General features: G+C 61.2%; 13 protein-coding genes. 1 reads left to right on the top strand and 12 read right to left on the bottom strand.

Annotated features, from left to right (window positions below):
* Positions 1-50: 50 nt before the first annotated feature.
* The 9 genes from yccS to betI all read right to left on the bottom strand — a co-directional run bounded on the left by yccS (position 51) and on the right by betI (position 14,069).
* Positions 51-2,234, bottom strand: a complete 2,184-nt coding sequence (gene yccS / locus B1722_RS17105; RefSeq protein WP_086793607.1) for a YccS family putative transporter — start codon at positions 2,232-2,234, stop codon at positions 51-53.
* Between the two features lie 209 nt (positions 2,235-2,443).
* Positions 2,444-3,622, bottom strand: coding sequence for an NAD(P)/FAD-dependent oxidoreductase (locus B1722_RS17100; RefSeq protein WP_086793605.1), 1,179 nt, complete (start codon positions 3,620-3,622; stop codon positions 2,444-2,446).
* Positions 3,623-3,770: 148 nt separating this feature from the next.
* Positions 3,771-5,156: an ATP-dependent RNA helicase DbpA gene (gene dbpA / locus B1722_RS17095; RefSeq protein ID WP_007962660.1), complete on the bottom strand. Its 1,386-nt coding sequence runs from the start codon at positions 5,154-5,156 to the stop codon at positions 3,771-3,773.
* A gap of 231 nt (positions 5,157-5,387) precedes the next feature.
* A complete protein-coding gene (mdtD, locus tag B1722_RS17090; protein WP_086793603.1) occupies positions 5,388-6,827 on the bottom strand; it encodes a multidrug transporter subunit MdtD in 1,440 nt (479 codons plus the stop codon).
* A 140-nt stretch (positions 6,828-6,967) separates the two neighbouring features.
* Positions 6,968-8,305 carry a TldD/PmbA family protein gene (locus B1722_RS17085; RefSeq protein ID WP_086793601.1) on the bottom strand — a complete coding sequence of 446 codons (1,338 nt, stop codon included), beginning with the start codon at positions 8,303-8,305 and terminating at the stop codon, positions 6,968-6,970.
* Positions 8,305-9,747: a TldD/PmbA family protein gene (locus tag B1722_RS17080; protein ID WP_086793599.1), complete on the bottom strand. Its 1,443-nt coding sequence runs from the start codon at positions 9,745-9,747 to the stop codon at positions 8,305-8,307. The genes B1722_RS17085 and B1722_RS17080 overlap by 1 nt, the downstream gene beginning before the upstream one ends.
* 283 nt (positions 9,748-10,030) lie before the next feature.
* Positions 10,031-11,734, bottom strand: a complete 1,704-nt coding sequence (gene betA, locus B1722_RS17075; RefSeq protein WP_086793597.1) for a choline dehydrogenase — start codon at positions 11,732-11,734, stop codon at positions 10,031-10,033.
* A 179-nt stretch (positions 11,735-11,913) separates the two neighbouring features.
* Positions 11,914-13,386 (bottom strand): betaine-aldehyde dehydrogenase, encoded by a 1,473-nt coding sequence (gene betB, locus B1722_RS17070; protein ID WP_047297082.1) that lies wholly within the window; start codon positions 13,384-13,386, stop codon positions 11,914-11,916.
* Between the two features lie 62 nt (positions 13,387-13,448).
* Positions 13,449-14,069, bottom strand: a complete 621-nt coding sequence (gene betI, locus B1722_RS17065; RefSeq protein ID WP_041063389.1) for a transcriptional regulator BetI — start codon at positions 14,067-14,069, stop codon at positions 13,449-13,451.
* A 428-nt stretch (positions 14,070-14,497) separates the two neighbouring features.
* On the opposite strand from betI, the gene betT reads away from it, so the two are divergent.
* Positions 14,498-16,495, top strand: a complete 1,998-nt coding sequence (betT, locus tag B1722_RS17060; RefSeq protein WP_041063387.1) for a choline BCCT transporter BetT — start codon at positions 14,498-14,500, stop codon at positions 16,493-16,495.
* Between the two features lie 196 nt (positions 16,496-16,691).
* Here the strand turns inward: betT and choV are convergent, their stop codons facing one another.
* From choV to B1722_RS17045, 3 genes are all read right to left on the bottom strand, one after another.
* Positions 16,692-17,870, bottom strand: a complete 1,179-nt coding sequence (choV, locus tag B1722_RS17055) for a choline ABC transporter ATP-binding protein (RefSeq protein ID WP_086793595.1) — start codon at positions 17,868-17,870, stop codon at positions 16,692-16,694.
* A complete protein-coding gene (gene choW / locus B1722_RS17050) occupies positions 17,867-18,712 on the bottom strand; it encodes a choline ABC transporter permease subunit (RefSeq protein ID WP_041063383.1) in 846 nt (281 codons plus the stop codon). The genes choV and choW overlap by 4 nt, the downstream gene beginning before the upstream one ends.
* A gap of 66 nt (positions 18,713-18,778) precedes the next feature.
* The gene (locus B1722_RS17045; RefSeq protein WP_041063381.1) at positions 18,779-19,726 is read right to left on the bottom strand and encodes a choline ABC transporter substrate-binding protein; all 948 of its coding nucleotides are present in this window, start codon (positions 19,724-19,726) and stop codon (positions 18,779-18,781) included.
* Positions 19,727-19,883 lie beyond the last annotated feature (157 nt).

The raw sequence follows: 19,883 nt of genomic DNA, 5'->3' as shown, positions 1-19,883 counted from the left end.
ACAAATCATGTGGGAGCTGGCTTGCCAGCGATGGGGCCAGTCCGGTCACCTTAAGCCTCGCTGGTGTCTTTGATCAAATGCGCCGCCAACGTGCGCAATGGCCCCAGCTGCCGGCAGATCAATGCCAGCTGCGTCTGCACCAGCCGCTGCCCTTCATCGATCTCGTCCGGCATCTGCTCCAGCTCATTGGCCAGCGCTTCCTCGTCGTCGCTCTGGATCGCCACTGGCTGCTTGTTCGCCAGGCCCTGGGCGATTTCATCGATGCTCGCGGCCAGTTTCACTCCAGCACCGTCGATCAGGTGTTCGCGGACTTCCGCCGGTAGCTGCGTTTCGCGATGTGCGCCCAACCCGGACAGGTAGCTGAGCAAGGTGTGCGACAGCACCAGAAAGCGGAAACCGACATCCGCTTCCTTCCGGAAATGCCCCGGCTCCATCAGCATGTTCGCCAGCGTCGTCGACAGTGCCGCGTCGGCGTTGTGCGCGTTACGTCGGGCCAGGCGATAGGCGAGGTCATCGCTCTTGCCGGCGGCGTATTGCTGCATGATCTGGCGCAGGTAGATGCTGTTGCAGGTCAGGGTGTTGGCCAGTACTTTGTTCAGGCGTCGACCCTGCCAGTCCGGCAGGAACAGGAACACCGTCAGGCCGGCGATCAGGCTGCCAAGCAGGGTATCGAACAGGCGCGGCAGGAACAGCCCGTAGCCATCACCGATCTGGTTGAAGCAGAACAGCACCATGATCGTGATCGCCGCCGTCGCCACGGTGTAACGCGTGGTGCGGTTGGTAAAGAACACCACCCCGGCGGCAATGGCGAAGCACGACTGCACCAGCGGGCTGGGGAACAGATCGAACAGCGCCCAGGCCACGGTCAGGCCGATGGCGGTGCCGAGAATCCGCTGCCCGAGTTTGCGCCGCGTTGCGCCGTAGTTCGGCTGGCAGACGAACAGTGTGGTGAGGATGATCCAATAGCCCTGCGAGGGGTGGATCAGGTGCACCATGCCGTAGCCGATACTCAATGCCAGCGGCAGACGCAGGGCGTGGCGGAACAGCAAGGAGGTCGGTGTCAGCTGCGTGCGCAGACGAATCCACACGTCCTTGAGGTTGCGCGGCGAGCGGTCGAGCAGGCTGCTGTCGGTGGCGTCCGCCAGCGCGTCGGGGTTGCTCGCGTCGCTGAGCAAGCGGTCGAGGGTGCCGAGGTTGGCTGCCAGTGCGCGCAGCGAGCGCAGGAGGCCGCGCCATGCCGGATTGCTCTGGATGCGCAGGTGTTCAAGGGACGCGTCGAGGTCAGTCAGCGCTTCGGCAAAACTGGCGTCGTAGACGAACGGCTGGCGCATCTGGATCGATTCGGCCAACGCGCGACAGGCCTTGCCCTGCTGGCGCAGCAAGCGCTGGCAGCGGAACAGCACGTCGCTGTGGAAGAACGCCTCGGCCAGCGCGTTGTAAGGATAGTGCGAAGAGCTGGCGCGTTCGTGAATATCCTGGGCGAGGAAGTACAGCTTCAGATAACGGCTGACTTTCGAGCCCGGGCGACCGTTGCCGACCCGGTGCAGGATGATTTCCTTGGCACTGTTCAGCGCCGCCACCACCCGACCGTTCTGCTGCGCCAGTTCCAGCCGTCGTGCTTCGACGTCCAGCTGACGGATCGGCTCGAACAGCGAGGCTTTCAGCTTCAGATAGAAGCCCAGTTCACGGAACAGCCGCGCCAGACTCTGCTGCACCGGCTGGTTGGAAAACAGCGCCTGCCACAGCACCGAGAGCAGGCCGTACCACGCGGCACCGGCCACCAGCAGCATCGGTTCGTGCCAGAAATCGGTGACCGCGCCGCCGCGCTGATCCACGCCGATCATGGTGTAGACCGACAGGATCAACGTTGCCGAAGCAATCGCGCCATAACGCTCGCCGAGCGCACCGAGCATGGTCAGGGCGAAGCTGGCCAGGGCCAGGGCGATGGCAAAGACGATGGGGTAGGGGAAGAGCAGTTCCACCGACAGCGCGGCGATGCTGAAACACACCAGTGTCACGGCGAGGGCGTTGAGGCGACCCTGCCAACTGTCGTCGGTCTCGGCCAGGGCGCTGGCGATGATTCCGAGGAACAACGGGATCAGCAGGCCCATTTCATCCTGATACCAACACAGCGCCATGCTGCCGGTCAGGGCGATGAACACCCGCACGCTGTAGCTGAATTTATCCAGCGCCCACAGGCGCCGCAAAGACTGACGAAACGAGGTCGAGGACATGAAGTGCGAAGGCCTTCCGAGGCGATGCCGCTAAATTGAGCCAGTAATGACGCCGACGCAATGGCGCCGATCACATCTGACAGCAAAAAGTGTTCCTTGATTGCCCGCTCCCCCTGTAGGAGCTGCCGAAGGCTGCGATCTTTTGATCTTAAAAACAGGATCAAAAGATCGCAGCCTTCGGCAGCTCCTACAGGGGAGTGTTGTTTCAGTCAGACGTATTGCGCAGCCGCGTAACCCGAGGCCCATGCCCACTGGAAGTTGAAACCGCCCAGATGCCCGGTGACGTCGAGCACTTCGCCGACAAAATACAGCCCTGGGCTTTTCAGCGATTCCATGGTCTTGGACGACACTTCGCGGGTATCGACGCCGCCCAGCGTGACCTCGGCGGTGCGGTAGCCTTCGGTGCCGGCCGGGACAACTTTCCAGCTGCCGAGCTTGCCGGCAATCTGCGCCAGTTCGGCGTGGGTGTATTGCTTCATCGGTTTGGACACGAACCAGTTGTCCGCCAACAGGTTGGCCATCTTCTTGGTGAAGATTTCCCCGAGCAGGGTTTTCAGTTCGCTGTTCGGGCGTTCGGCCACTTGCTGTTGCAGCCATGCGGCGGTGTCGTGATCCGGCAGCAGGTTGATCTCCACGGTGTCGCCCGGCTCCCAGAACGACGAGATCTGCAGAATCGCCGGGCCACTGAGGCCGCGGTGAGTGAACAGGATATTCTCGCGAAAGCTCTGCTCGTTGCAGCTGACCAGACAATCCACCGAGGTACCGGACAACTCGGTGCACAGTTCCTTGAGCTGATCGGTGATGGTGAACGGCACCAGGCCGGCACGGGTTGGCAGCAGTTCGTGGCCAAACTGCCTGGCGACCTGATAACCGAAACCGGTAGCGCCCAGCGTCGGGATCGACAGCCCGCCGGTGGCGATCACCAGCGATTGGCACTGAACCTGGCCGAGGGTGGTGTCGAGCAGGTAACCGCTTTCGACCTTTTCGATGGTCTGGATCGAGGTGTCCAGGTGCAGCTCGACGCCGACCTGATCGCACTCGTCGAGCAGCATGCCGAGGATGTCGCTGGATTTGTTATCGCAGAACAGCTGGCCGAGTTTTTTCTCGTGGTAGGGCACGCCATGCTTGGCGACCATGCCGATGAAATCCCACTGGGTGTAGCGCGCCAGTGCCGATTTGCAGAAATGCGGGTTACCCGAGAGGAAATTGCCCGGCTCGGTGTACATGTTGGTGAAATTGCAGCGGCCACCACCGGACATCAGGATTTTCTTGCCGGCCTTGTTCGCATGGTCGAGCAGCACCACCTGACGCCCACGCCCGGCGGCGGTCAGTGCACACATCAACCCTGCGGCGCCAGCGCCAATGATCACGACTTCGGTAGAGCGCAAAACGGTGTCCTCTGAAATATCACCACAAAACCAACTGTTGTAGGAGCTGTCGAGTGAAACGAGGCTGCGATCTTTTGATCTTGCTCTTTAAAAACAAAGTCAAAAGATCGCAGCCTGCGGCAGCTCCTACAGGGGGTGTGCGTTGTTCTTAAAGGACGCGCACGCGCAGCGAACGGCCCTTGATCTTGCCGTTGTTCAAGCGCTGCAGCGCCTGCATGACCACGGTGCGCTCAACCGCCACATACGACTGGAAGTCAAAGATCGCGATCTTGCCGACCTGGGCACCCGGGATGCCGGCGTCACCGGTCAGGGCGCCGAGGATGTCGCCCGGACGTACCTTGTCCTTGCGCCCGCCGGCGATGCACAGCGTGCTCATCGGTGGCTGTAGCGGGGCGCCGCCCTGGGACTTGAGGTTATCGACCTGATCCCAATTCAGCGGGGCTTTCTGCAGTTGTTCGATGGCTTGCGCACGATGCGCTTCGGACGGTGCGACGAGGCTGACCGCGATGCCTTTTTCGCCAGCGCGACCGGTACGGCCAACGCGGTGAATGTGGATTTCCGAGTCTCGGGCCAGCTCGACGTTGATCACCATGTCCAGCGCATCGATGTCCAGACCACGGGCGGCCACGTCGGTGGCGACCAGTACCGACGTACTGCGGTTGGCGAACATCGCCAGCACCTGATCGCGGTCACGCTGTTCCAGATCGCCGTGCAGGCCGACGGCGGAAATGCCCTTGGAGGTCAGGTGATCAACGGTTTCCTGCACCTGCTGCTTGGTGAAGCAGAACGCCACGCAGGAGGCCGGGCGGAAGTGGTGCAGGACTTTGGTCACTGCGCTCATGCGCTCTTCCGGGGAAATCTCGTAGAAGCGCTGCTCGATCTGCGTGTCGTCGTGGAACGCTTCGGCTTTCACCGTTTGCGGATCGCGCATGAATTTCGACGCCAATTGCTTGATGCCCACCGGGTACGTGGCGGAGAACAGCAGGGTCTGACGGCGTGCGGGGGTCTTTTCGATGATGTCTTCGATGGCGTCGTAAAAGCCCATGTCGAGCATGCGGTCGGCTTCGTCGAGGATCAGCGTGTTCAAGCCGTCGAGGACCAGCGAACCCTTGCGCAGGTGTTGCTGGATACGCCCCGGGGTGCCGACGATGATGTGTGCGCCGTGCTCCAGCGAAGCGATCTGCGGGCCAAACGACACGCCGCCGCACAGGGTCAGGACCTTGATGTTGTCTTCGGCACGGGCCAGGCGCCGGACTTCCTTGGCGACCTGGTCGGCCAGCTCACGGGTCGGGCAGATCACCAGCGCCTGGCAACCGAAGTAGCGCGGGTTGATCGGGTTGAGCAGGCCGATGCCGAACGCGGCGGTCTTGCCGCTGCCGGTCTTGGCCTGGGCGATCAGGTCCATCCCCTTGAGGATCACCGGCAAGCTCTGCGCCTGGATCGGCGTCATCTGGGCATAACCGAGGGATTCGAGGTTAGCCAGCATGGCGGCGGACAGCGGCAGAGTATTAAAAGCGGTGGCGATGGTGGTCACGGGACTGGCCTGCAAAACAAAATGTCGCGCAGTGTAGCAGCCCCGTGCCACTTTCCTCGAAAGTTCTGGACGAACAGTGTCTAAAACCCATGGGAAGAGATTCAACTGTGGCGAGGGAGCTTGCTTCCGCTGGGGCGCGAAGCGGCCCCGCTCTTCAGCTCATAAAGCGGGGGACTGCTGCGCAGTCCAGCGGGAGCAAGCTCCCTCGCCACAAAAGCATTCACTGTTTGTTCAGTGTTCGATGTGCTCATCCGGATGTTCATCCGGGCGTTTGACCCGGCGCCCGTCTTCTTTCGACAGTTGCGAGAAGATCGTCGCCGCCAGCATTGCCATCACTCCGACGGTCACAAACGTCAGCTGGAACGCCCCCAGCACGGTCTCGACGCCGTCGTTGCCGATTTCCGCCGTGAAGCCGCCCAGCAAGGCGCCGGCACAGGCCACGCCCAGGCTCAGCGACAACTGCGCCACCACCGACAGCAAGCTGTTGCCGCTGCTGGCGCTGGCGTCGTCGAGGTCGATCAGCGTCACGGTGTTCATCGCGGTGAATTGCAGCGAGTTGATCGCGCCGAGAACCGCCAGCAGGCACAGCAGCAGCCAATAAGGCGTCTGCTCGCTGACCAGACCCATGCTCGCCAGCATGATCCCCAGCGCGAGGGTGTTGCCGGTGAGCACGATGCGATAGCCGAGGCGTTCGATCAGCGGTCGCGCCATCCACTTGGCAAACATCGCCGCAGCGGCCAGCGGCAGCATGCTCATCCCCGCTTGCGACGGCGAATAACCCAGCGCCACTTGCAGCAGCAACGGCACCAGAAACGGCAGGGCGCCGCTGCCCAGGCGGGCGAACAAGTTGCCGATGATTCCAACCGCGAAGGTTCGGGTCTTGAACAGCGAAGGGGCGAACAGCGGATTTTCCACACGCCCGGCGCGCAACCAGTACGCCGCCAGGCAGGCCAGCCCGCCGAACAGCAGCAACATCACCCGCAGGTGCGGCAAGTGCAGTTCGCCCAGACCTTCCATGGCGATGGTGATCAGGATCATTGCGGCGCCGAACAGCAGGAAACCGAGGCTGTCGAAGCGCGTGCGTTCGCTGCCGCGCAGGTCGGGAATGAACTTCCACACCGCGTAGCAGCCGAGAACACCGACCGGCAGGTTGATCAGGAAGATCCAGTGCCACGTCAGGTATTGCACCATCCAGCCGCCCATGGTCGGACCGATCAACGGGCCGAGCAGGCCGGGAATAGTGATGAAACCCATGATCCGCACCAGTTCCGAACGCGGATAGGCGCGCAGCACCACCAGCCGTCCGACCGGCAACATCAATGCGCCGCCCAGGCCCTGGATTACCCGCGCGCCAACCAGCATGGTCAGAGTGCTCGATAACGCACAGAGCAGCGAGCCAATGCTGAACAGCAGGATCGCGCCGAAGAAGATTTTCTTGGTGCCGAAGCGGTCGGCGATCCAGCCCGAGGCCGGAATCAGCAAGGCCACGGTGAGCATGTAGGCGATGACCACGCCTTGCATGCGCAACGGGTCTTCGGCCAGATCCCGGGCCATGGCCGGCAGGGCGGTGTTGAGGATGGTCCCGTCGAGGGACTGCATGAAGAACGCAATGGCGACGACCCACGGCAACCAGCGGGCGGTGATGGCGTCGAGAGGCGGGCGAGTGGGCATGGAACCTCTTAGAGTGTGGGTCAGGCGGAACACTACCTTGTGGGAGCTGGCTTGCCAGCGATGACGGGCTTTCAGACAAAGTTATGTTGAATCTGATGTCCTCATCGCTGGCAAGCCAGCTCCCACAGGTTTTTGCGGTGTTACAGGGTTAGCGTGAGTCGGCTCACCAACGCCCCCGGCAGCAACGCCGACGAGGTATTGCGCTGGCTATACGTGCTCGCCGACAGCAGCAACTCACGCTCGGCCGTCAGTGCTTCCAGCTGCGAACCCAGCAGGCTGTAGGCGCTGTCGTCGAAACGCATGGTGCTGACCGGCGCCTGAATCTCGCCGTTCTCGACCCAGAAGGTCGCGAAGCGGGTCATGCCGGTCAGGCGCGCCGCCGGTTGATCGGAGTAGTTCAGGTACCACAAGTTGCTGATGTACAGCCCGGTGCCCAACTGCTTGAGAATTTCTGCCTGTGACAGATCACCGGCCGCCATGTTCAGTGCACTCGGCATTTCACCGCCGCTGGCGCCGTTGGCGGTCAGGCCGTATTCGGCGGCACTGCGCGAGCCGACCAGTTGATCACCGGCCTTGCCTTCGATGACCAGCCGCAGATCGCTGCGCGGATAGCCTTCGCCGGAGAACGCTGGGCTCAACGAGCCGCTGACTTTTTCATCCAGCGACACCAGCGAGCTGAACGCCTGATCACCGACATACAGCTTCTGCAGCGGACTGCTTTTGCTGGCGATCGACTGTGCGGAAAAACCGCCCCAGCTGAGCATGCCCATGATTTCTTCCAGCGCGGCCGGCGCCAGATATGCCCGGTATTGCCCCGGTGCGAGGGTGCGCAACGGTCGACCGAGAAACGCCAGTTGCTCGCGCGCCTGCTGGAAGCGCCGGGCGAAGCCTTCGCTGCTCCATTCGTGCCCGGCGTAGCTGGCCTTGACCGCTTCGCCGTTTTCGTGGAACAGGCTGAAGTCGAAGTTGAAGCTGTTGGCCTGATGCCAGCCAAACGCTCCCGAGGAGCTGGCGAAACCACGGCTGATCGGGCCGGCAGCATAGAAGCCGACCAGATCCAGACCTTCAGCTGCGGTCCAGATTTCCTCGACTACCTGCTCGGTGTCCGGCAGCGGATGTTGCTGCACGTTGTTGCTCTGCCAGCCGTTGTGGTTGAGCAGCAGGTACGGATCCTGTGGCAGCAGCGGCAGGGTTTCGCGCAGTTGTTGCAGGCCTTCGGCGAGGCGTTGCAGATCGGCTTCCTGATCACCGGACAGGGTGATGTGCAGGTCAGCGTGGCGGCCGTCATTGATCAGCTTCAACCCAACATTGGCCTGCTGCACCTGACCGGCCTGACGCACCTTGGCGTGGTTGAAACGCACGAACGCCGAGGATTCGGCGGCATAGCTGAGGGTGAATTGTTCCGGCTCGCGCACGCTGTCGCGCAGCCAATTGACCATGATCTTGAAGGCGTCGGACTGACTCTTCGAAATGCTCATCAGGCGTCTCCCCCAAATACATCAACGTTGCTGAATACGCAGGCCGGCGAAGCGTGGCCGACGCGGATCACCTGGTTCGGCTCGCCCTTGCCGCAGTTTGGCGTGCCCAGCACCTTACGGGTGCCGGCATCGCCGACCGCGCGCAGACTCTTCCAGAAGTGCGCGGAAATGCCTCGGTAATTCGGATTTTTCACCACACCCTTGAGTTCACCGTTCTCGATCAACTGACCCCACTCGCAACCGAACTGGAATTTGTTACGTGCATCGTCAATCGACCACGAACGGTTGGTGCTCATCAGAATGCCGTGCTCGATGCCGCTGATCAGTTGCGTCAGCGACTGATCGCCCGGCTCGATGTTGAGGTTGGCCATGCGGTCGATCGGTGGCCGGTTCCAGCCGCAGGCGCGACTGTTGGCAACGCCGTCGAGGCCGGCGCGGAACTGCGACAGTGCGCCGCCCAATGGCCGCAACAACATGCCTTGGCGAATCAGGAATTGTTTGCTGGCCTTGCTGCCGTCGTCATCGTGGCCGTAACTGGCCAGCTCTTCGGGAATGTCCGGGTCGAAGGTCACGTTGAGCAGCTTCGAACCGTATTGCAGGCTGCCGAAGTCGCTGGTTTTGACGAAGCTGGTGCCGGCGTAATTGCGCTCGTCACCGAGGATCCGGTCCAGCTCCAGCGGGTGACCGATGGACTCGTGAATCTGCAGCATCATCTGATCGGGCATCAGCAACAGATCGCGCGGGCCTTGCGGGGTATTTGGCGCGAGCAGCAGTTGCAGGGCCTGATCGGCCACTTGCGGGCCGGCGCCGACCAGACCGCAACGGCTGATCACGTCGGCGCCACCCTGCTGACCGAAGTTCTCGCGGCCCAGGGAGCGGGTCTGGCTGTCGTTGCCGTCGTAGGCGGTGACATCGAGACTTGGATAAACGAAGCGCTGGGCCTGGCGCAATTCGGCGCCGGCGCTGCTCAGGTAAATCTGTTCGACGTGGGTGATGCCGATGCTCGCTTGCCAATGCACCAGGCGCTCATCCTTTGGCACCGAGGCGGATTCCGCGCCGAGCAGTTCGAAACATTCGCTCAGGGACGGGAAGGGTTGATCGAGATTGGGCGAAAAGTAATCAGCGCGGTCACTGGATACCGGCTGATCGCGCAGGTCGAGCAAAGCATGAGGCTTGAGCCGGCGGGCCTGCTGTTCGGCGCGCTCAAGGGCGGCTTGCAGGCCTTGCTGCGACAGGTCGTTGGTCGCCGCGTAAGCCTCGACGCCGTTGACCCGCACCGTGAGCATCGCACCCTCGTCACGGCTCAGGCTTGGCGGTTCGGCGACGTTCTTGCGCACCGACAGGTATTGGCCGGACTCGCGCACATATCGCAGGGAAAAAAACTCGGCGCCCGTGCGCAAGGCAGCGAAGCGCTGCTTGAGCTGGGGGTGGAAATCGAACATTCGGGAACCTCCTTGTCATGGAGTTGCGGGGCGTAGCGATTCGGCGGGGAGGGGTGAAACGATTGCGCGAGGTCTAGAGTAGGCCTGCGTGGGGGTAGGATCAAGTGAAGAGGGGGTGTAGGAGGATTTACTGTGCAGCAGGGAGATGGATGCTGATTTGCAGGGCCTCATCGCTGGCAAGCCAGACTCCCACAGGTTTCTCGGTGACCACAATATCTGTGAACGACGCAAAACCCTGTGGGAGCTGGCTTGCCAGCGATTAGCCGTGACGCGGTATCAAGTCTTACTGGGCAACAGGCGTGATATCACGCATCGGCTTGCCCTTCACCGGCGCACCGCCAGCCACGTAGTAGGCAGCATTGCTACGCGGCAGCGGTTTGCGGCCACGGATCTTGTCGGCGATTTTCTCGGCCATCATGATCGTCGGCGCGTTCAGGTTACCGGTGGTGATGATCGGCATGATCGAAGCATCGACCACACGCAGGCTCTGCATGCCGTGCACGCGGCCTTCGCCATCCACAACCGCCATCTCGTCGGTGCCCATCTTGCACGAGCAGGAAGGGTGGAACGCGGTTTCGGCGTGCTCGCGGATGAACTTGTCCAGTTGCTCATCGGTTTGCACGTCGATGCCCGGGCTGATTTCACGGCCACGGAAGGCGTCCAGCGCAGGCTGTTGCATGATTTCGCGGGTCAGGCGGATGCCGTCACGGAATTCCTGCCAGTCCTGCTCGGTGGCCATGTAGTTGAACAGGATGCTCGGGTGCTGACGCGGGTCCTTGGATTTGACCTGGATGCGGCCACGGCTCGGCGAACGCATGGAACCCATGTGCGCCTGGAAACCGTGCTCTTTCACACCGTTGCTGCCGTTGTAGTTAATCGCCACCGGCAGGAAGTGGTACTGGATGTTCGGCCATTCGAACTCTTCGCGAGTCCGTATGAAACCGCCGGCTTCGAACTGGTTGCTGGCGCCGATGCCGGTGCCGTTGAACAGCCACTCGGCACCGATGGCTGGCTGGTTGTACCAGAGCAGCGACGGGTACAGCGAGACCGGTTGGGTGCAAGCGTATTGCAGGTACAGCTCAAGGTGATCCTGCAGGTTTTCACCGACGCCCGGCAGATCATGGACGACCGGGATGTCGAGGCTTTCCAGCAGTTTTGCCGGGCCGACACCGGAGCGCTGCAGAATCTGCGGCGAAGCGATGGCGCCGGAGCACAGCAGAACTTCTTTGCGTGCTTTGGCTTCAACGCGCTCTTCCGCCGAGCCGACCAGATAACGCACGCCGACCGCACGCTTGCCTTCGAACAGAATCTTGTCGGTCAGGGCGTGGGTGACGATGGTCAGGGTCGAGCGCTTTTTCGCGACGTCGAGGTAGCCACGGGCCGTGGAAGCACGACGACCGTTCGGCGTCACGGTGCGGTCCATCGGGCCGAAGCCTTCCTGCTGGTAGCCGTTCAAGTCTTCGGTGCGCGGGTAACCGGCTTGCACGCCGGCTTCAACCATGGCGTGGAACAGCGGGTTGTTGCCGGCTTTCGGCGTGGTCACGCTGACCGGGCCGTCGCCACCGTGGTAATCGTTCGGGCCGATGTCACGGGTTTCCGCTTTACGGAAGTACGGCAGGCAGTCGAGGTAGGTCCAGTCTTCCAGGCCTGGCAACTTCGCCCAGCCGTCGTAGTCCATCGCGTTGCCACGGATGTAGCACATGCCGTTGATCAGCGAGGAGCCGCCGAGGCCTTTGCCGCGACCGCATTCCATCCGGCGACCGTCCATGTGTGGCTCCGGATCGGTTTCGTAGGCCCAGTTGTAGCGACGACCCTGCAGCGGGAATGCCAGCGCGGCCGGCATTTGCGTGCGGAAGTCGAAACGATAGTCCGGGCCGCCTGCTTCGAGCAGCAGCACGGTGACGCCTTCGTCTTCAGTCAGACGGGTCGCCAGGGTGTTACCGGCCGAGCCGGCACCGATGATGATGTAATCGAATTCTTGGGACATTGAATGCACCCTCTTTAGATGTGGTCAGGCAGGACCTCAGCGAGTGCTGCGCACTCGAATCGCTGGCAAGCCAGCTCCCACAAGGATTGGGAGCTGCCACAGATTTGAGGGACGACTCCAAACCTGTGGGAGCGGGCTTGCCCGCGAAGAGGCCTTCGCAGGCAATACAAGACTCGGGCTTAGAACACCGAGACGTAATCGCCCAGCTCGACCTGTACCGATTTGATACGTGTGTAGTTGGTCAGCGAGCTGATGCCGTTTTCACGGCCCACGCCCGACTGCTTGTAACCGCCCACCGGCATCTTCGCATCGGACTCGCCCCAGGCGTTGATCCAGCAGATACCGGCTTCCAGTTGATGAATCACGCGGTGCGCGCGGTTCAGGTCTTTGGTGACGATACCGGCGGCCAGGCCGAAGTCGGTGTCGTTGGCGCGGCGGATCACTTCTTCTTCGGTTTCGTAGGAGAGGATCGCCATCACCGGGCCAAAGATTTCTTCACGGACGATGGTCATCTCGTCGGTGCAATCGGTGAACACGGTCGGTGCAACGAAGGCGCCTTTGGCGAATTCGCCGTCGGTCAGACGCTCGCCGCCGCACAGCACGCGGGCACCTTCTTCTTTACCCTTGGCGATGTAACCCAGCACGCTTTCCATGTGGGCGAAGCTGACCAGTGGGCCGAAGTTGGTGTTTTCGTCTTCCGGGTTGCCGATACGGATGCGTGCTACGCGCTCGACGATCTTGGCTTCGAAAGCGGCTTTCAGGTGGCTCGGTACGAACACGCGAGTGCCGTTGGTGCAGACCTGACCGGAGCTGTAGAAGTTGGCCATCATCGCGGTGTCGGCGGCGCGATCGAGGTCGGCGTCGTCGCAGATGATCAGCGGCGACTTGCCACCCAGTTCCATGGTCACGTCTTTCAGCGACGAAGCCGAAGCGCTGGCCATGACTTTCTTGCCGGTGTCGGTGCCGCCGGTGAAGGAGACTTTCTCGATGCGCGGGTGCTCGGTCAGCCAGGTGCCGACTTCACGGCCGCTGCCGGTCAGGACGTTGAACACGCCGTTTGGCAGGCCGGCTTCGGTGTAGATCTCGGCCAGTTTCAGGGTGGTCAGCGAGGTGACTTCGCTTGGCTTGAAGATCATCGCGTTACCAGCGGCCAGGGCGGGTGCAGATTTCCACAGCGCGATCTGGATCGGGTAGTTCCACGCGCCGATACCGGCGACCACGCCCAGCGGTTCGCGACGGGTGTAGACAAAGGAAGTGTCGCGCAGCGGAATCTGCTCGCCTTCGATCGCCGGCACCAGGCCTGCGTAGTATTCCAGCACGTCAGCACCGGTGACGATGTCGACGTACTTGGTTTCGGAGAAGGCTTTGCCGGTGTCCAGGGTTTCCAGAGCAGCCAGTTCATCGTTGCGCTCGCGCAGGATGTCGACGGCGCGACGCAGGATGCGCGAACGCTCCATGGCGGTCATCGCGGCCCAGATTTTCTGGCCTTTTTCAGCGCTGACCACAGCACGCTCGACGTCTTCCTTGGTCGCACGTTGCACTTTGGCGAGGACTTCACCGTTCGCCGGGTTGATGGCTTCGAAAGTGGCATCGCTGCCAGCGTCGGAGTACGCGCCATCGATGTAGAGTTTTTGCAGTTCGAAACGGGCCATAGTGTCCTCGCAAGTGCATTAGTGGTTGGCGTCGACCACCGCGCTGAAACTGCGGTGGCGGTTCAGGTACCGAGCGTTTTCTGTGTGCTCTGGCTCACCTGCTTGGCCAATTGGAAATCCATGTATTCGTAAGCGATCTGTTGCGCCTGCGCCGTGTCGAAAGCGTCTCCCGACAGCGCGCCGCGCAACCACAAACCGTCGATCAACGCTGCCAGTCCACGCGCTGCGCTGCGCGCATCTTCGAGCGGCAACACACGGCGGAACTCGCAGCACAGGTTGGAATACAGACGGTGATCGTTGATCCGCTGCAACCTGTGCAAAGACGGCTGGTGCATGCTGGTGGCCCAGAAGGCCAGCCAGGTTTTCATTGCCGGGCCATTGACCTGGCTGGCGTCGAAGTTGCCTTCGATGATCACCTGCAGATGCGCCCGTGGGCTGCTGTCTGCCAGCGCCTGTCGGCGCGCGGTGACGTTCTCGCTGAGGACATTCATCAGATACCGCATCGTGGCGGCAATCAGGCCGTTCTTGTCCTGAAAATAGTGACTGATGATGCCATTCGAGACACCGGCCAAACGGGCGATCAGCGCAATGCTGGCGTCCCCCATACCGACCTGATCGACCGCCTGCAACGTGGCTTCGATCAGTTGTTGGCGGCGGATGGGTTGCATACCGACCTTGGGCATCTTGCACATCTCCTTAGGCCTTCCGACGGGCGATAAACGCCGATCGGATTGAGGGCCAGTCTATTTTGTTTTGATTGAACGTTCAATCAACAAAGAATAAGATCTGCGACAAATCGTCGCTGCCTACAGATTTTTTCTGCTTGTAAATGGCGATAAAACGACCTCCGGAAATCCTTGAAACCTGCGTGGGGCATGGCGCGGTTCGCTATTCGATGGACGTGTTGAATGGGCAAGACGCTCGGGGCCAGGTTTCGGATGAACGTCCGCACAGCTTTGGCCACGAAAGCGATTCGCAACGCCATTTCGGCAGGTTCGGGCTTTTTTCGGGGTGTCTTTATATCACCCGCCGGTCGGCTGCCAACTAACCGATTGGTCGGGTTCCGTGTTGCCTTGTGTTCTTCTCTCGCACTGCCTGGAGCATTTGTGCCATGAGTTCTGCCTCGCTTATAAAGACCCCGCCCGAGAAGGTGACGGTCAACGGTTGGGTGTTTTACACCTCTACCGCGTTGATTCTGTTGTTGACCGCCATTCTGATCATCGCCCCGCAAGAGGCCGGCAGAATGTTGGGTATGGCTCAGGCCTGGTTGTCGCGCAGCTTCGGCTGGTACTACATGGTGGTGATCGCCGCCTACCTGGTGTTTGTGGTGGGCCTGGCGTTTTCCTCCTACGGCAAACTCAAACTGGGCAGCAAGGACGATACCCCGGATTTCAGTTACGGTGCCTGGGCGGGGATGCTGTTCTCGTCGGGTATCGGTATTTCGCTGCTGTATTTCGGCGCCTCCGAGCCGCTGGACCATTACTTCAATCCGCCGGAAGGCGCAGCGGCCACCAACCTGGCCGCGCGTCAGGCGGTGCAACTGACTTTCCTGCACTGGGGCCTGCACGGCTGGGCGATCTACGCACTGGTCGGTCTGGCCGTGGCGTACTTTGCTTACCGTCATAACCAGCCGCTGGCCCTGCGTTCGGCGCTGTATCCGCTGGTCGGCGAGCGTTGGGTCAAAGGCGCGGCCGGTCACGCAGTGGACGGCTTCGGCATGTTCGTGACCCTGCTGGGTCTGGTGACCAACCTGGGGATCGGCTCGCTGCAAGTGTCCTCCGGCCTGGAAAACCTGTTCGGCATGGAGCACAGCAACACCAACCTGCTGATCGTGATCATCGTGATGAGCACCGTGGCGACCATCGCTGCCGTGTCCGGTGTGGAAAACGGCATCCGTCGTCTGTCCAACCTGAACATCGTGCTGTTCAGCGGTCTGCTGATTTTTGTCCTGCTGTTCGGCCCGACCCTGCACCTGCTCAACGGCTTCGTGCAGAACATCGGCGATTACCTCAACGGCGTGGTGCTGAAGACCTTCGACCTGTACGTCTATGAAGGCGACAGCGCCAAGTCCGACCGTTGGCTGGGCCTGTGGACCCTGTTCTACTGGGCGTGGTGGATTTCCTGGGCGCCATTCGTCGGCATGTTCATCGCGCGTATTTCCCGTGGCCGTACCGTGCGTGAGCTGGTCGCTGGTGTACTGCTGATTCCGCTGGGTTTCACCCTGGCGTGGCTGTCGATCTTCGGTAACTCGGCACTGGATCTGGTGATGAACCAGGGCGCGGTGGAACTCGGCAAGACGGCGCTGGAACAGCCGTCGATGGCGATCTACCAGTTGCTGGAACACTACCCGGCGTCGAAAGTCGTCATCGGTGTGTCGATCTTTGTTGGCTTCGTGCTGTTCCTGACCCCGGCCGACTCCGGCGCGGTGATGATGGCGAATCTGTCCTGCAAGGGCGGCAATGTCGATGAAGATGCGCCGCACTGGCTGCGGATCTTCTGGTCGGTGGTGATCACGCTGGTGACTATCGGTCTGCTGTTCGCCGGTAACTTCGAAGCCATGCAAACCATGGTGGTGCTGGCCGGTCTGCCGTTCTCGGTGGTGCTGGTGTTCTTCATGTTCGGCCTGCACAAGGCGATGCGTCAGGACGTGCAGATCGAACAGGAGCAGGCGCAATTGGCTGAACGCGGTCGTCGTGGTTTCAGCGAGCGCCTGACGCAGCTGGATCTGCAACCGAGCCAATCGGTGGTGCAGCGTTTCATGGACAAGCAGGTCAGCCCGGCGCTGGAAGACGCTGCCGCACAAATGCGTGCGCAGGGTCTGGAAGTGCAGACGCTGCTGGGCAAATCCAAGCGCTGCATGGGCGTGCGCGTCGAGATGGAAGAGGGTAACCCTTTCGTCTACGAAGTGAGCCTGGACGGCTATCTGGCGACCCCGACCGAATCGGCCCAGTCCGATGAAGCGCGCCAGCGTTACTACCGCGCCGAGGTGTATTTGCACAACGGCAGCCAGGACTACGACCTGATGGGCTTCACGCAGGATCAGATCACACGCGATGTGCTCGATCAGTTTGAAAGCCATCGGCAGCTCCTTGGCCGGGTGTACAGCTAAACCTTTAGTTAATGGTGCAGCTGTTGTGGCGAGGGAGCTTGCTCCCGCTGGGTTGCGAAGCGACCCCAAGAATTTGTGAGTGCTGCGCACTCAAGCGGGAGCAAGCTCCCTCGCCACAGTTGTCCATGTATCAAGTCAATTTCTGTACCAACAAAAACGCCGCGATCCTCTCGCGGCGTTTTTGTGTCCGGGGTTCTTACCCCAGGTTCTTGCCCAGCAACGCGTGATACAGCTCACTGTCGCCAAGAATCCCCACCACATGGTTATTGTCGTGCAGCACCAGTTTGTTGCCGGTCTGGTAGCGAATCTGCAACGCGTCGCGCATGCCGATGTTCGAGTCCACCAGCGTCGGTTTGCGCTCCAGACCTTCCACGGCCTGGCCCGGTGCCCAGTTCTGCAGGTTCAGCACCGAACCGTTCTGCCGCGCACCCTTGATCGTGTTGCCTTCGGCCAGGTCCAGCCACGAGTCGCCGCCCGGGTCGAGGCACACCGAACCGTTGATGCGTTTGCAGTTGTCCAGCGTGCGCATCAGGCTGCGACCGCAGAGCACGTTGAGCGGATTGGTGTGGGCCACGAAGGTGCGCACATAGTCGTCCGCCGGGTTCAGCACGATCTCTTCCGGCACGCTGTACTGGATGATTCGGCCGTCCTTCATGATCGCGATGCGGCTCCCCAGTTTCAGTGCCTCGTCGAGGTCGTGACTGACAAACACGATGGTCTTGCTCAGCTTGCGTTGCAGTTCCAGCAGTTCGTCCTGCAGACCCTGACGGATCAGCGGGTCGAGGGCCGAGAACGGTTCGTCCATCAGCAGAATGTCGGCGTCCATCGCCAGCGCCCGGGCCAGTCCGACCCGCTGTTGCATGCCGCCGGAGAGTTCATCGGGCTTCTTGTTGCGCCATTGGGTCAGGCCCACCAGTTCGAGCTTGTCGTCGACCAGCTTGCGCCGTTCCTTTTCCGGCCGGCCCTGCATTTCCAGACCGAAGCTGATGTTCTCGCGCACCGTCAGCCACGGCATCAGGGCGAACTTCTGGAACACCATGGCGATGCGTTTGGTGCGCATCATTTTCAGCTCGGCCGGGGTGCAGGAAGCAATGTCGATCTGCTTGCCTTCGTGCTCGACGAACAGCTTGCCGCGACTGACGGTGTTGAGGCCGTTGATGCAGCGCAGCAGGCTCGACTTGCCGGAGCCGGACAGGCCCATCAGCACGCAGATCTCGCCTTTGTTGATGTCCAGGCTGACCTTTTCCACGCCAACGATCTGCCCGGTCTTTTTCAGGATCTCACTGCGGGTCAAACCTTGATCGAGCAGTTTCAGTGCTTCGCGCGGATCCTTGGTGAAGATCACGTCAACGTTATCGAAGCGAATTATGCTCATGCGTCACCCCCTGCTTTGGCGTCGGGTTGTTTGCAGATACGGTCGAGCATGATCGCCAGCAGTACGATCGCCAGGCCCGCTTCGAAGCCCAGGGCGATATCAGCAGTGTTCAGTGCGTTGACCACCGGTTTGCCGAGTCCATCGGCGCCCACCAGTGCCGCGATCACCACCATCGACAGCGACAGCATGATGCACTGGGTGATGCCGGCCGCGATGCTCGGCATGGCGTGAGGCAGTTCGATCCGTGAAAGCAATTGGCGACGCGAGCAGCCGAAGGCCTTGCCGGCATCCATCAGTTCTTGCGGGACATCGCGGATGCCCAGGTAGGTCAGGCGGATCGGCGCAGCGATGGCGAACACCACCGTGGAGATCAGGCCCGGTACCACACCCAGCCCGAAGAGGGTCAGGGTAGGAATGAGGTAAACGAAGGTTGGTACGGTCTGCATCAGATCGAGTACCGGACGCATTAAAGTGTAGAACATCGGCTTGTGCGCGGCGACGATGCCCAGCGGCACGCCGATGACCACGCAGACCAGGGTCGCGAACATGACCTGGGCGAGGGTTTCCATGGTTTCCTGCCAGTAACCCAGATTGAGGATCAGCAGGAACGAGGCGATGACGAACACCGTCAGCCCCCATTTGCGCTGGATGAAGTGGGCCAGCAGGGCGATGAGGCCGATCAGCACCAGCGGGTTGAACCAGGTCAGCGCAAACGTCACGCCGTGGATCATCGTTTCCAGGGTCACGGCGATTGCGTCGAAGGTGCTGGCGCCGTGCTGCGTCAACCATTCAACGAAGCCCGCGATGTACTGGCCTAAAGGGATTTTCTGATCAATCAGCATGGTAGTGAACGTCCGCATGCAAGGAATAAACAGCCCGGGCGAGCGAACTCGCCCGGCGTAAGGCAATTACTGTGCGAGCTTGGCTTTCACGGCTTCCAGGCCAGGTTTACCGTCAATGGTGGTCACGCCAGCGAGCCAGGTATCGAGCACCTGTGGGTTCTTTTTCAGCCAGGCCTTGGCGGCCGCTTCAGGCTTCATCTTGTCGTCGAGGATGTTGCCCATCAGGGTACTTTCCATGTCGACGGTGAACTCCAGGTTCTTCAGCAACTGACCGACGTTGCTGCATTCAGTGGTGTAACCCTTGCGGGTGTTGGTCGCCACGGTCGCAGCACCGAAATCGGGGCCGAAGAAGTCATCGCCGCCGGTCAGGTATTGAATCTTGAAGCGCTTGTTCATCGGGTGCGGCGCCCAGCCGAGGAAGACCACGGCGGTGTCGCGTTTCTGTGCGCGGTCAACCTGCGAGAGCATGCCCGCTTCGGAGGATTCGACGACTTTGAAACCGGCGTCCTTCAGGCCGAAAGCGTTCTTGTCGATCATGCTCTGGATCAGGCGGTTACCGTCATTGCCGGGCTCGATGCCGTAGATCTTGCCGTCGAGCTCTTTCTTGAATTTGGCGATATCGGCGAAGTCATGCAGACCCTTGTCGTACAGGGCTTGCGGTACGGCGAGGGTGTACTTGGCACCCTTGAGGTTGGTGCGCACCACTTCGACGGTGCCGGCATCGCGGTAGGCCTTGATGTCGTTTTCCATGGTCGGCATCCAGTTACCGAGGAACACGTCCATGTTCTTGCCGTCGGCCAGCGACTTGTAGGTCACGGGCACGGAGATCATGGTGGTCTTGGTCTTGTAGCCGAGGGCGTCGAGCACCACCGAGGTGGTGGCGGTGGTGGCGGTGATGTCGGTCCAGCCGACATCGGAGAAGTTCACGGTACTGCACTGAGCGGGTTCTGCAGCGTGAGCCAGTAACGGCAGACTCAGCATGGCGGCCAACAACAACGACGGGGAACCTTTCATGGATGGACTCCTTGGTGTTTTTTTTGGCAGTGTTCCGACTGTGGACCACCGCACTTATAGGTTGCGGTTGGATGGCGTTCTGGAGACAGCTCTACCACGGCGCCTTGCAATCGAGTCATAACGATCATGTACCAGTGAAAATCTGACGCCTACAGGG

This window comes from Pseudomonas sp. SCPG-7, assembly GCF_002156405.1.
Taxonomy (GTDB): domain Bacteria; phylum Pseudomonadota; class Gammaproteobacteria; order Pseudomonadales; family Pseudomonadaceae; genus Aquipseudomonas; species Aquipseudomonas parakoreensis.
This window is presented reverse-complemented; position numbering and strand designations above follow the sequence as displayed.